The 12,539-nt window shown below is 48.1% G+C and carries 12 protein-coding genes; 2 read left to right on the top strand and 10 right to left on the bottom strand.

The genetic code is table 11. The features are described from left to right. Positions 1 to 416 precede the first annotated feature (416 nt). The 10 genes from ABCW47_RS14990 to spoIIR all read right to left on the bottom strand — a co-directional run bounded on the left by ABCW47_RS14990 (position 417) and on the right by spoIIR (position 10,753). A complete protein-coding gene (locus ABCW47_RS14990; protein WP_425516091.1) occupies positions 417 to 674 on the bottom strand; it encodes an ABC transporter permease in 258 nt (85 codons plus the stop codon). Between the two features lie 74 nt (positions 675 to 748). Then, on the bottom strand, positions 749 to 1,525 hold the full coding sequence (locus ABCW47_RS14985; RefSeq protein ID WP_343210747.1) for an ABC transporter ATP-binding protein: 777 nt from the start codon (positions 1,523 to 1,525) through the stop codon (positions 749 to 751). 35 nt (positions 1,526 to 1,560) lie between these two features. Then, positions 1,561 to 3,285, bottom strand: a complete 1,725-nt coding sequence (locus ABCW47_RS14980) for a biotin/lipoyl-containing protein (RefSeq protein WP_343210746.1) — start codon at positions 3,283 to 3,285, stop codon at positions 1,561 to 1,563. A gap of 81 nt (positions 3,286 to 3,366) precedes the next feature. Further along, entirely contained in the window at positions 3,367 to 5,262 is a 1,896-nt protein-coding gene (locus ABCW47_RS14975) for an S-layer homology domain-containing protein (protein WP_343210745.1), read from the bottom strand. 153 nt (positions 5,263 to 5,415) lie between these two features. Further along, positions 5,416 to 6,795 carry a sensor histidine kinase gene (locus ABCW47_RS14970; protein ID WP_343210744.1) on the bottom strand — a complete coding sequence of 460 codons (1,380 nt, stop codon included), beginning with the start codon at positions 6,793 to 6,795 and terminating at the stop codon, positions 5,416 to 5,418. Then, positions 6,788 to 7,492: a response regulator transcription factor gene (locus ABCW47_RS14965; RefSeq protein ID WP_343210743.1), complete on the bottom strand. Its 705-nt coding sequence runs from the start codon at positions 7,490 to 7,492 to the stop codon at positions 6,788 to 6,790. Before ABCW47_RS14965 ends, ABCW47_RS14970 begins: the two co-directional genes overlap by 8 nt. Positions 7,493 to 7,705: 213 nt before the next feature. After that, positions 7,706 to 8,137 carry a YwiB family protein gene (locus tag ABCW47_RS14960; RefSeq protein WP_343210742.1) on the bottom strand — a complete coding sequence of 144 codons (432 nt, stop codon included), beginning with the start codon at positions 8,135 to 8,137 and terminating at the stop codon, positions 7,706 to 7,708. A gap of 23 nt (positions 8,138 to 8,160) precedes the next feature. Next, positions 8,161 to 8,967, bottom strand: a complete 807-nt coding sequence (gene murI / locus ABCW47_RS14955) for a glutamate racemase (protein ID WP_343210741.1) — start codon at positions 8,965 to 8,967, stop codon at positions 8,161 to 8,163. A gap of 10 nt (positions 8,968 to 8,977) precedes the next feature. Next, positions 8,978 to 10,033, bottom strand: a complete 1,056-nt coding sequence (locus ABCW47_RS14950; protein WP_343210740.1) for a D-alanine--D-alanine ligase family protein — start codon at positions 10,031 to 10,033, stop codon at positions 8,978 to 8,980. 108 nt (positions 10,034 to 10,141) lie between these two features. Next, positions 10,142 to 10,753, bottom strand: coding sequence for a stage II sporulation protein R (spoIIR, locus tag ABCW47_RS14945; protein WP_343210739.1), 612 nt, complete (start codon positions 10,751 to 10,753; stop codon positions 10,142 to 10,144). A gap of 209 nt (positions 10,754 to 10,962) precedes the next feature. Between spoIIR and ispE the strand changes: the two genes are divergently transcribed. Further along, positions 10,963 to 11,874 (top strand): 4-(cytidine 5'-diphospho)-2-C-methyl-D-erythritol kinase, encoded by a 912-nt coding sequence (ispE, locus tag ABCW47_RS14940; RefSeq protein WP_343210738.1) that lies wholly within the window; start codon positions 10,963 to 10,965, stop codon positions 11,872 to 11,874. Next, the gene (locus ABCW47_RS14935) at positions 11,843 to 12,526 is read left to right on the top strand and encodes a GntR family transcriptional regulator (RefSeq protein WP_343210737.1); all 684 of its coding nucleotides are present in this window, start codon (positions 11,843 to 11,845) and stop codon (positions 12,524 to 12,526) included. Before ispE ends, ABCW47_RS14935 begins: the two co-directional genes overlap by 32 nt. Positions 12,527 to 12,539: the final 13 nt, after the last annotated feature.

The raw sequence follows: 12,539 nt of genomic DNA, 5'->3' as shown, positions 1-12,539 counted from the left end.
TTCTAGGTTGTAATCTTCTCTCGAAGTTACGCGTTCTTTTTTCTGAAATCTTTGGATCGAGAATCTCTTCTCTTTCCTGGAATTTTCAAGGTTGTTTTACTGTTCTGTTATCAAGGTTCTGTTGTGCTGTTTTTGCGACAGCTCATATAGAATATCATGGAAAATCGACCCTGTCAACCCCTTTTATGAAGAATTTTATACAAAATTCTTTTTCTCTTTTCCCTCTACGGACACATGGATAAATTTCCTTATTTATCCATTTCCCAGGTCTCTGCTTTATGCCGGTTTTATTCAGGATACCTCTATTTTATGGGGACAGGGCCGGACAAATACTGTACTTTTTTGTCCGGCCCTGTCATATTACAGCAAGATCACCCGCAGCTCACTGGTGTCTGCTGTATACCCAAACCATATCTCTATTCGTTTCGCAGCGCATCGATGGGATTGAGCCGGGCTGCTTTGCTGGCCGGAAGATAGCCAAATCCCACACCGATTCCCACCGAAACACCGAAGGACAAAAGAATCGCCCCAAAGGATGGCGTCGCCGTAAGCCTGTCAAACGTCGATGTCATGGTGCTGGTCATACCCTGCATCAGGCTTACCAGAATGATGACACTTCCTACACCGATAATAATGCCCAGCATCGTAAGGAAGGAACGCATCTTGCTACCCATGATACTCCGTCCTGCCAGTTTGAACGCTTCCCAAAAATTCATTTATATACCATGCCTTTCCCGTTTTGATCCCTTCACAAAGCAGGAACCGGCGTGGCCGCGTTTGGCTGAAAGGTTTCTTTCGGCCTTTCATCCTGCTTTCTGAATTCTTCTGTCGCACCGTCGAACATAACTCTGCCGTCCTTGATCTGCACGACTCGTTTAGCCTCCATTGCTATTGCTTTATCATGGGTAATCAGAACAATCGTATTGCCGGACTCGTTCAGCCGTTTTAATATACCTAATACTTCTGTTCCGGTTCTGGAATCCAGTGCTCCGGTTGGTTCATCCGCCAGGATCAGAGAGGGATTCCCCACCAGCGCCCGGGCGATGGAGACTCTCTGCTGCTGTCCGCCGGAGAGCTGTGTAGGCATATGTCTCCACTTCTCCCCGATTCCCACCTGTTCCAGCGCTTCTTTTGCCCGCCGGACCCGCTCCGGTCCTTTTATCCCCGCATAGAGCAGAGGCAGCTCGACATTTTCCAGAAGATTCAGCTTAGGGATCAGATTATACTGCTGGAATACAAAACCAATCAGGCGGTTTCGGATATTTGCCAGGGCATCCCCGTTCATATGGCCTACATCCTCCCCGCTTAGAATGTATTCTCCTGAGGTAGGCACATCCAGGGCACCGATAATATTCATAATCGTAGATTTTCCGCTGCCCGATTTACCCATAACTGCCACGAATTCACCTTTCCATATTTTAAGGCTGATTCCGTCGGCGGCGTGGATGCTGTCATCCCCCATTTCATAGATTTTATAAATGTCCTTAAGTTCAATCAGCGGCTTTTTTTCCAAAGTTTCAGACAATTTCCAAACTCCCTTCTATCTTTAAGCCTGCAATCTTAATTTCTTCCCGGTCCGCCGCCTGACATTCCGCCGCTGGGTGCCCCACCGCTTGGCATCCCACCGCTCGGCATCCCGCCGCTTGGCATCCCGCCTCCCATGCCGCCGTCCATCATCATGGACCCTTCGCCGTCACTTTCCTTTGAAGTTGGAATAGTAATTACTTCTATATAAATGATGTCTCCCTCTGACAGTCCGCTCTGTATCTCCACATTTGTGCCGTCTGTGATACCAAGTGTTACCTCTGCAGCATAAAATCCTTCCGGTGTCTGACGAAAAGTTCCTTTGTCGTCCTGCTCCCCGGCTACCTCCTGCTGTGCTCCGTTCTCAGCCTCGCCCTTTACATACACAATGTTTCCTCTGCTGACAGCGCTGACCGGTATGGCTATTACATTTTCTGCAGACTCCGTGACTATTTCACCCGTTACATTCATACCGGGTAGGAGTTCTCCCACTTCATCCATTCTGACCGTAACTGGATAGCTGGTTACTCCGCCGCTTGTGGTTCCGCTGACACTCACCTTCTCCACTTTGCCGGTCAATGTAATGCCATCCAGCGCATCTACCGTCACATTCACGGTCTGGCCGGTCTGGATGCTCTTAATATCTACCTCATCAATAGCCATATCGAACGTCATCGCGGACATATCATAGATGACAGCCATTGCACCGGCGCTGTTCTGATTATCCAGGGTGTCTCCCTGTTTCACATTTTTTGTAATAACCGTCCCTGATATGGGAGCTGTAATTGTATAATTATCCAGCGTCTCCGACTGATTTTCCAGGGAGAGTTCTGCTTCCTCCAGGGATGTCGCCGCATTGTCAATCGTGTCCTCAATGGAATCACTTTGCAGCGTCAGGATGGTTCCGCCTTTTGTGACGTTTCCTCCCTCTTTCACAGAAAGAGAGGCAACAGTCCCTTCCACCTGGGCTGTGACAGATTTCTCTGTGCTGACTTCAAAGGTTCCCGCACTGTTGCAGGCAATGCTGCCGACTGATGCTGTAGCCGTCTGTCCGGCAGTGATTCCACCAGGATTTTTTACTTTGATCACAATATTTTTTACCAGCATATTACCGTCCGCCGCTTCCTCCACACCGCTCACCTGGCTCACCGTTCCGCTTACGGTTTCCAAACTGTCTGTCAACTGCACTGACGCTTTCTTTCCCACCATAGCGGAGGTAACATCCAGTGAGTTAAAGGGAATTGTGAGCAGCATGGTACTGTTATCGTATATATCCGCAATCACGGTTCCTGCTTTTATACTGTCTCCATCCTCCACATAGAGTTTTTTGATGACTCCCGACGCATTCGCCGTTACCTTCAGGTTTTCTCTCTGCTTTAGTGCCTTATTATAAGATTTCTGCGCTTTCTCCACGTTCAGCTTGGCACTTTTCAAATTTTTCTCCGCATCCGTGGTATCAATCTGATATAATACCTGCCCTTCCTTCACCTCGTCCCCTTCCTCAAAGTCGGAGGAAAGGATTTCACCGGATACCAGAGAGGTCACATTATATTGGTTGAGCGGCTCGATCGTCCCCGTGCCAGAAATAGTATTTACAATGGTACTCCGGGATACGGTTACCTCTTCGTAAGTAGTCTCCGCTGCCGCCTTGGAACCCTTGATATAAGAAATTCCCGCAAATCCCCCTGCGCCCAGTACCACTACCGCAATTACAAGGATCAAGATTTTTTTCTTTTTTGAGATAGCTTTTATTTTTTTCATGTTAATCCCCATTTGGAGCGCCACAAACAGCCGTATGAAATATCATCCCGTCATTTTGGTCTTTCACACGGAGCCGCGCCTTTAACTGTTCTTTTTCGTTGCTACAATTACCCTGATTTTCCCACATCTTGACGGGCTCTGGTCGTAGTAACCGATCAAGCTGAATTTATCCAGATCGTTTACCTTGGAGAGCGTTGTATAATAATAGGTAACTGTTCCGTTTACCGTCTCCTTCAGGTAGACTGCTGCCTGGTCAGAAATTGGATAGGAAGCAGACACTGTTTTCAGGGTCGTGCTATTAACGGATACCGCATATGCGCTGCTTAAGTTCCGGATACTGGTCAGCTTATTCTGGCTGACCCCAAATCTGCTTGGTCCTTCCGCAGCTCCGAAGATAAAGCCGTTTGAGCTGTAGCTGCTCTGTGTGCCTTTTATATCATAGGTATAGCTGCCGGAATAATTGTTGTTCCCACTGGTTTCTGTCACGCTGGTCAGCAGGCCGTACTCATACAAATCGCCCGTAACGTCATTTAAAATCAGCTCTGTAATTTTCCCCGCATCGTTTACCCCGCAGTACAGAATATCCGCATAGTACAGTGTTACGCCTGCAAGCCGTTCCGGGTAAATGGTTTTGCTGGTTTCAGAATTATAGTCAAGGATGTGAACATCCTCCGCTAACAGGGTGGAGCCCAGCCGTGTGCCTTCGTCATTAAATGTCCCTGTTACCACGGTCTTTTCCAGGGTGCTGATCTTCATCACCCCATCCGCAGCGGCAGCCTGAACCAGCGTACCGGCAGACAGTTTTTTCTCACAGTTATACTGATAGGTATTTCCCTGAGCATCAATCATTGTTATAGAATATGTTGTTCCGATGCTTCCATCCGGCTCCGTGATACTGCGTGAACTGCAGGCAGTCACGATGCCGCAGACATCCGAATTTACAGAGGATGGTTCAATTACATCTACCACAGTTCCGTCCTTGCCAAATAGAAGGGTTACTGTATCACCCGGCTGGAAATTGCCGAGGGTGGAGACAGCAATGGATGCCTTCTGGCTGCCCAGTGTATAGGCATTGCCTGCAACGGTAATACCGGTAGGTGCGATCCGGTCCGGATCTGCCGATTCATAGGTGCCTGTCACTTTATCGCTGTAGGCCCAGACCGTTTTCAAATTCTTGGAATAGTAGAGAACATCATAGGTACAGATGCTTTCTTTGCTGCTCGTTTCTCCATTCCGGTAATAAACCGCTTTGGATGCGGAAAAAGGCAGCTGTGAAGTCCAGTCCGCTGCTGCAGTCACCGGGCCGGTCATCTGTGTGCTGATCAGGCTCAGATAATCCAGTTCCCCTGCAGAGTTCAGTGTATAGCCCAAGGTTTCCGCATAAATCTGTCCCGTTTTTGTATCGGCGGTCATTGTATTATAAAACAGGTTCATACAGTTTTTTCTGGTCAGCTTGGAGGTATTCTTGCTGACTGTTATGTTTTTATCCAGCCCCTTGGACTGATAGAGGGCCATCTGCCCGTCAGTAACTACCCCTGTAAAATCCGAAGCTGTATATCCAAGCAAACCGGTTATCCCTTTGACCGCCTCCGCCAGTGTAATTTTCTGGGAAGGTTTAAACGATCCGTTCAGGTAGCCGGACATCCAGCCCTGTTCTACTGCTATTTTTATGTAGCCGGCTGCCGAATGTTTGTAGGTCACATCCTTAAATAAGGAAACCTTAACAGATGACGGCACCTTATCTTTATAGGAAGAGGCCATGACCAGCATCTTGGCAAACTGGGCCCTGGTCACTTTCTGGGACAGCTGCATATCCCCGTTCTTATCAGGTGTCATAATTCCAAGGGCGGTAATTACCTGTTCCACCTCACTTTGGGATGGGTCCGCCTTGGCTGCATTTACATTCTGTGGTCTATTACAGACTGAACTGACCGCCAACAGCAGGCAGAACAGCACCAGGCCGGTTTTTTTCTTCATAAGACACTTCTCCTTCCGTTCGTTCCATTTCTTTACTTTTTCTACTTTAGCAAAGAAATCTTAACCGTTCTTTATGTCATTTCTTAAAAAACCTTAACCAATCAAAAAGGAAGCGGAAAATCATTTCGTTTTCCGCTTCCTTTTCCCTGATTTCTATTCCTGAGCAGAATATACCGGAAGTTCCAGTTCCAACCGAAAACAGGTTTCATCCTGAAAAACCGTTAAGGCTCCGCCCAGTTCCTCCATCATCCTTCTGCTGTTTTTCAGCCCAATTCCGGTGCTCTCTATATGGGTAGTCACCCGGTTTCGCTCGTTTTCAAATGTGATTCGGATATGATTGCCTGTCAGGCCGGCCCTCACCTGGATTTTGGTTTCCGGCGCCGCATACTTCATCAGGTTGGAAAAAATATTGTCAAATACCCGGCACAGATTATCAATATCTACCTGTATCTGAAAATTAGCTTCCACCATATCAAAGCAGACGGAGAATCCCTTTTCCTGGAGTAAAACAATATGCTCCTCCACCAGCTGAGTCAGTGTCTCCCTGCCGTCATAGCTTTCCAATTCCGGTTCTTCTGCCTCCTCCTGGTTAAAGGCCAGGAAATATTCAAACAGCTTATCCGAAAGTGCTTTAATCTGATACGCCTTCTCCCTGCATTTATGGATATACTGTTTAAGCTGATCCTCATTTTTGTATTTCTCATACTCTATTATGTCCAGATAGCCGATCTGGGTGGTAAGAGGTGTCCTCAGATCATGGGACATCGCTGTGATCAGATCGCTGTTGGCTTTTCTCGCAAGGCTTTCATTTTCCAGGCGGTCTACAAATGACTTGCGCATTTCATCAATACAGACCGCAAGCTCCGACAGCTCGTCATGTCCCTTTACCGTAATTATCCGGTCAAGGTCTCCCCCTTCCAGCAGATGCACCTCATCGGAAAGCTGATTCAAATAGCTGATCCACTTCTTCAGCGTACATATCATGATAATAAGAAAAACCGCGAACGCCGCTGCAATGGCAGCCAGGTTTACAATTTCCAGATAAGTTCTCTGGAAAAATCCTACCAGATCTGCCGACGCCTCCCCGTCTGCAAACATCAGGGTATGAGGCCCCCAGAAAAACTGCGGTGTCTTCTCCTTCTCATCCCCCTTCTCCGGCATATGCATCCCTTCCGGTTTGTCTTCCTTCTTTCCGGCGCCGCTGTTGGAATCAAATACCAGCTCGCCGTCCTTATACACTCTCAGAAAAATATCCTGCTGCCCTTTCACCCAGGCTTCCAGCGCTTCCCAATCTCCGGAACTAATCTCCTGCTCTGTCACATAGTCCTGCAGTTCGCCCAGCTTCTTTTCAATCCGTGTCTCCATAAATTCCGGGTCGGAGAAGTGTCTGATCAGGATCGCCCCCGATATCCCCCGGATTGCCAGAAATACTACGCCTGCCGCTGCCAGAGAGAGAAACACCAGGAGAATTAACTTTGTCCCCAGGCTGATTCTTTTATATTTTTTCTTTCTCTGCTTGTTTCTGCTACTCAACGCGATACCCCTTTCCCCAGACCGTCTTTATATACTGCGGGTTCTGCGGGTCTTTTTCCAGCTGTACCCGCAGCTTTCTGATATGCACCATCACGGTATTGTTGGATGAATAGAAATGGGGTTCCTGCCACACGCTTTCATACAGATTCTGAGCGGAAAATATCTTTCTGGGGTTCTTACACAGCAGCAGCAGGATCTGATACTCAATTTCCGAGAGATCCACTTCCTCTCCCTCCATAAACACTTCATTAAACCGGGTATTTACCGTGAGATCCCTGACCTTAATATAGGATTCATCCTCTTTTTCTTCTGCGCTCTCGACCCCTTTATAGACATAGTAACGTCTGAGCAGGGCTTTGACCCTGGAAACCAATTCCGGGTAGGAGAAGGGTTTGGATAAATAATCATCCGCCCCGGAGGAAAATCCCAGGGACTTATCAGAATCCTGGGTTTTGGCTGTCAGGAATAAGATCGGGGCTTTTGTCTTCTCCCGCATCTCTACGCAGACCCGAAAGCCCGACTTTCCAGGCATCATAATATCCAGGATAATTAACCCGATATCAGGGGAGAGCTTTTCCATGGCGTCCTGCCCGTCCTCCGCCTCGATTACTTCATACCCCTCGCTCTCCAGCAGAATATGTACCACATCTCTTATCTCCGGATTATCATCCACCACCAATATCTTTATCTTATCCATCACGGCCTCCCGCCTTCCTCTTAGCGTCATCTTTCCTTTATCTTATCAGGTACATGTGAATAAATTCTGAATCCGTCTCTTAAAAATTCTTAACAGCCTGAATCGAGTCAAACAAGCCTTCACGCTTCGCGAACTATCTTATTGAAAAAAGGGAGAGCCGCCCGCAAATACCGGCAGTTCTCCCTCTTCATCCGCGAAAGGACATTCCGGGCCTCAGCCCTTTGCCCTAATCTCAATATCAATCGTGCAGTCCGATACAAAACCGTGATTCATGGACAGAGAATACTCCACCCTGACCCCGATCCGATTCTCCGCCTCTTCCACCTGGATAAACGTGGTATCCATACCCATCAAAAGATCCCCAAAAGGCGTCTGATAAAATGTTTCCGACTTTTGCTTCTCCTGAAATATCAAATGGGTGTTGATCTCTCCTTCTTTATTCAGTTCCAGATAGTTCTCCCCGATTACCATGGTGTTTTTATGAGGATACTGATTTCCCTCATCATCCAGCATAATCTCATCGTATGTAATAATATGCCGGCCTTCCCGGTTCTCATATGTTCCCGCGGAAATTGATTGGATTGGTTCTTCCGAATCCGCTTCAAACTGCATCCCGGTCACAGAAACAATAACGTCCTTTGTCATTTGTTTCTTCACCTTTCTTCTGTTTAATACTGTTCAATATTTACATCGTTCGTTTCTTCCACCTCACAGGGCAGAATCGTGTTGGCAAATGCCTTAAACTTCTCTGCGCCGTCGCTTACAAAGAATTTATGCTCCGGATTCCGCTGATCCCGGCACAAATTCTGCTCCACCAGGATACGGTGCAGTTCCTGAGCCGTCTCATAGGCCGGATTTACCAGTGTAACCGCCTCGCCCATTGCCTTCTGGATGGTATGCCGGATCAGCGGATAGTGAGTACACCCCAAAACCAGCGTATCTACTCCATAGCCCTTCAATTCGCTGGTATACCGGTCCGCCATCTCCACCGTAACCGAATCATAGAGCATACCTTCCTCTACAAGGGGCACAAAAAGCGGACAGGCTTTTCCATATACCTTGATATCCGGATTGATATCCTGGAGATAACGGGTATAAATGTTGCTGTTTATCGTTCCTTCCGTACCGATCACACCGATACGTCCATTCTTCGTTGTACGCGCGGCGGTTACCGCACCTGGTTTGACTACTCCGACCACAGGGATACTAAGCTCCTGCTTAATCGTCTCCAGTGCATACGCACTCGCCGTATTGCAGGCCACAACGATCGCTTTTACCCCGTAGGACAGCAGAAACTTTACAATCTGCCTGGAATACCGTATTACCGTCTCCCTGGATTTGCTGCCATAGGGCAGGCGGGCGGTATCCCCAAAATATATAATCTGTTCGTCCGGCATCTGCCGCATAATTTCTCTTGCAACTGTAAGGCCGCCGATACCGGAATCAAATACCCCGACTGGACATTCTCTGCTCATCCGGCTCCCCCTATCTTTCAAATGCCAGGTCGATCAAACGCTCCACAAGCTCCGGCTTGGAAACTCCCTCTGCCTCCCAGAGCATGGGATACATGCTGATGCCGGTAAATCCGGGCATTGTATTAATCTCATTAAATACGACCTGATTTGTGCCGTTTTCCAGGAAAAAATCCACCCTGGAAAGCCCGAAGCCGTCTACCGCCCTGAATACCGCCATAGCCGTCTGCCTGATCTCTTCCGCCGCATCCCCCGGAAGCTCCGGTGAAAGTACGGTTTTGGACTCCGCACTGTGATACTTGGCCTCATAATCATAAAAGTCTGCGGCCGCCAGGATCTCTCCCACGCCTGTGGCCATAACCTGGTCTCTTCCGCCCAGCACGGCGCACTCCAGCTCTCTTCCGCTAATAGTCTCTTCCACTAATATTTTTCTGTCGTGTTCTGCCGCCATATGTAAACCCGAGGTAAGTTCTTCTCTGTTATGTGCTTTGGAAACGCCCCTGGAAGAGCCCGCATTAGAAGGTTTGATAAAGACAGGATAGCCAAGCTTTTCTTCCACATCCTTAACGATTCTCTCCATCTCTCCGAACTGCTCCGCTAACACCGGCACATACCTGGCCTGCCGGATTCCCAGTGAATCGGCAATAACCTTGGTAAAAAACTTATCCATGGACACACCGGAAGCAACCACGCCGCAGCCCACATATGGGATACCGGCCAGTTCCAGAAGGCCCTGGATCGTGCCATCCTCCCCGCAAAGACCGTGGAGAACCGGGAAAACAACATCCAGTTTCACTTCCGTTACTCCGCCATTCTCCATGAGAATTGCACATTTCTTCTGTGCGTCCGGCAGAATCGCCGCCGAGACAGTGCTCTCCTTCCACGCACCGGTGGGAATATCCTCCGCTCTGTCTGCTTTAAGCCATCTGCCCTCTTTTGTTATACCAATCAGGAGAACCTGATATTTTTCTTTATCTATATTCGCAATAATTGTTCCGGCTGAAATCAAAGATACTTCATGCTCTGAAGACTGTCCGCCGAAAAGTACAGCTATGGATTTCTTTTCCATATCCAGACTGCCACCCTTTCTGTTTTCTACCCTTGCATATCGCAGGTCCGCCTGCGATTCCTGGCCCCGCCTTGTTTGCCGGCCGCCAAGTTTCCTGTATAGTGTAACTTATTTTCCAAAAATCTGCAACAGCTTAAAGCGAATAGAAACCTTACCGTTATGGCTCGTTACTGCCTCGTATTCTTCCTCGGTCAGATTCTCCTTCAGTGCTTCTTTTCCGTCTTCACTGACCACATCATAGGAGGAATCCACAAAACAAAGAGACGGGAATAATACGCACCACCAGTTCTGTCCCTCTGCCTCTCCCAGCTCAATTCGCAGAGCTTCGTATTCTCCGGCGGGGAAAACCATGTCTCCATATTGTTTTTCCGGAAAGTCACAATTTGTAATTTTTCCGCTTACCTCATACGTATAACCATTCTCCTTTACTACTTTTTCTGCTTCGGAAACAATGGAATCCATATTGGAGCTGACCAGTTTCCTTGCCTCATCCAGGTTCTCTGCTTCTATTAACATCTGCTGCAAATCAGAGACGATTTTATCTCTTACTTTATATTTTATGTTTTGATCCTCCTGACTGTCACTGTTTGCCAGTACATGGAAGCGAAGAATTCTGCGGGCGATATCCTGCTGCATTTTCCTTTGTTCCGCCTGATAGAGCATGCCGGCCGACATAGCTATGATCAGGAAACAAATTACCAGTTTTTTCAATTTTTTCATATGCAGAGCCTTCCCGCTTTTTTACCGGTTATACGCTTTTTAGCTTTTTCCTTGCTTATCCCTCTGTTTCTCCGTATAATGTATACAAGATACAAAAGAGTATGGCAGGCTAGCCTGCGATATGCAGGGGGATATGTTTGAAACATTCGTTTCAAACTTCTTATTGACGCAGTATCGCAAGCAGGCTTGCGATATGCAGGGGGATAACTATGAATTCAATTTCACTCCAGGCACTGGCTAAAATAAATCTGGGACTGGACGTCCTCGGCAAACGGGAGGACGGCTATCATGAGCTTCGTATGATCATGCAGACGATACGCCTGGCTGATCAGGTTTACCTGAAAAAGACAAAGGCCCCGGGTATCCATTTTAAGACGAACCTTCCCTATCTGCCCTGCGATGAGCGCAATATCGCCTGGCAGGCTGCCTCAATGATAATGAAAGAATTCTCCATTGAGGAGGGTATTTTTATTTCCCTGAGTAAAAAGATACCGGTGGCTGCCGGTCTTGCCGGCGGAAGCAGCGATGCGGCGGCGGTGTTAGTCGGGATGAACCGGCTGTTTCACCTGGATCTGCCGAAAAAAGAACTGATGCAGAGAGGGGTGCAGCTGGGCGCTGATGTACCCTACTGCATTCTGAGAGGTACGGCTCTCTCCGAAGGAATCGGTGAGATTTTAACCCCTCTGCCTCCGGTTCCGGATTGCTGTGTCGTTATCCTAAAACCAGATTTCAGTGTATCGACCCGGTACGTTTACAGCCATCTGCGTGTGGGCCCCGATACCCGGCATCCTGACATTGACGGGATGTTACAGGATATAGCGGACGGAAGTATTAACGGCATTGCAACCAAATTGGGCAATGTATTGGAAGAAGTAACGATTCCGGTTCATCCGGAGATTGCACAGATAAAACAAACTATGCTTGACTGCGGCGCTCTGGGCGCCCTGATGAGCGGCAGCGGGCCTACTGTATTCGGCCTCTACAGCTCTTTTGAAACAGGCCGTAAAGCCTGCGGGCAGCTCCGCAGGATATATCCTTCGGCCTTCACATTTTATACTTCTTTTTACAATGTACGGAGGAAAAGCAACGATGAAAAACGATATACAGATAGTAATGAATGAGTACCTTCCGCTCCGGGACGTTGTATTTGAGACGTTAGAGCGGGCGATTCTCATGGGAGACTTAAAACCGGGCGAGCGCCTAATGGAGATCCAGCTGGCTAACCGGCTGGGGGTAAGCCGTACTCCGATCCGGGATGCTATCCGCAAGCTGGAGCTGGAGGGCCTGGTTGTCATGATTCCCCGAAAGGGGGCCCAGGTTGCCAAGATATCGGAAAAAAGTCTGAAAGACGTACTGGAAGTCCGCTGCGTGCTGGAAGAACTGGCTGTGGAACTGGCCTGCAACCGGATTACTGAGGACGCCATCCGCAAACTAAAACTGATTACCCGCGATTTCAAGACAGCTATCAACAACAAGGATCTCACGAAAATAGCCGATAAAGATATTGAGTTCCACGATGTGATTTACAGCGCCGGCGGAAATGAACGGCTGGTGCAGATTTTGAATAATCTGCGGCTGCAGATGTACCGCTACCGGATCGAATATTTAAAAGATCCTTCCTCCCATGAAACCTTAATCCGGGAACATGAAGCGCTGATTGTATGCATCGAAAAGAAAGATGTGAAAAATGCCCGGGAAATTATGCGCAACCACATATATAATCAGGCAGCGACCGTGACCAAACGGCTGAAAACGGAAAATACGAAAGAATAGTGAAATAATCAAA

Source organism: Anaerolentibacter hominis, from assembly GCF_032380675.1.
Taxonomy (GTDB): domain Bacteria; phylum Bacillota; class Clostridia; order Lachnospirales; family Lachnospiraceae; genus Anaerolentibacter; species Anaerolentibacter hominis.
Note: the sequence above shows the minus strand (reverse complement) of the source record. Positions and strands in the feature narration are given on the sequence as shown.

What these genes read in the sequence shown, in the direction of transcription:
- ABCW47_RS14990 (WP_425516091.1), bottom strand. Translation starts at nt 674, where the DNA reads ATGGGTAGCAAGATGCGTTCCTTCCTTACGATGCTGGGCATTATTATC.
- ABCW47_RS14980 (WP_343210746.1), bottom strand. Translation starts at nt 3,285, where the DNA reads ATGAAAAAAATAAAAGCTATCTCAAAAAAGAAAAAAATCTTGATCCTT.
- ABCW47_RS14975 (WP_343210745.1), bottom strand. Translation starts at nt 5,262, where the DNA reads ATGAAGAAAAAAACCGGCCTGGTGCTGTTCTGCCTGCTGTTGGCGGTC.
- ABCW47_RS14965 (WP_343210743.1), bottom strand. Translation starts at nt 7,492, where the DNA reads ATGGATAAGATAAAGATATTGGTGGTGGATGATAATCCGGAGATAAGA.
- ABCW47_RS14960 (WP_343210742.1), bottom strand. Translation starts at nt 8,137, where the DNA reads ATGACAAAGGACGTTATTGTTTCTGTGACCGGGATGCAGTTTGAAGCG.
- murI (WP_343210741.1), bottom strand. Translation starts at nt 8,967, where the DNA reads ATGAGCAGAGAATGTCCAGTCGGGGTATTTGATTCCGGTATCGGCGGC.
- ABCW47_RS14950 (WP_343210740.1), bottom strand. Translation starts at nt 10,033, where the DNA reads ATGGAAAAGAAATCCATAGCTGTACTTTTCGGCGGACAGTCTTCAGAG.
- spoIIR (WP_343210739.1), bottom strand. Translation starts at nt 10,753, where the DNA reads ATGAAAAAATTGAAAAAACTGGTAATTTGTTTCCTGATCATAGCTATG.
- ispE (WP_343210738.1), top strand. Translation starts at nt 10,963, where the DNA reads ATGAATTCAATTTCACTCCAGGCACTGGCTAAAATAAATCTGGGACTG.
- ABCW47_RS14935 (WP_343210737.1), top strand. Translation starts at nt 11,843, where the DNA reads ATGAAAAACGATATACAGATAGTAATGAATGAGTACCTTCCGCTCCGG.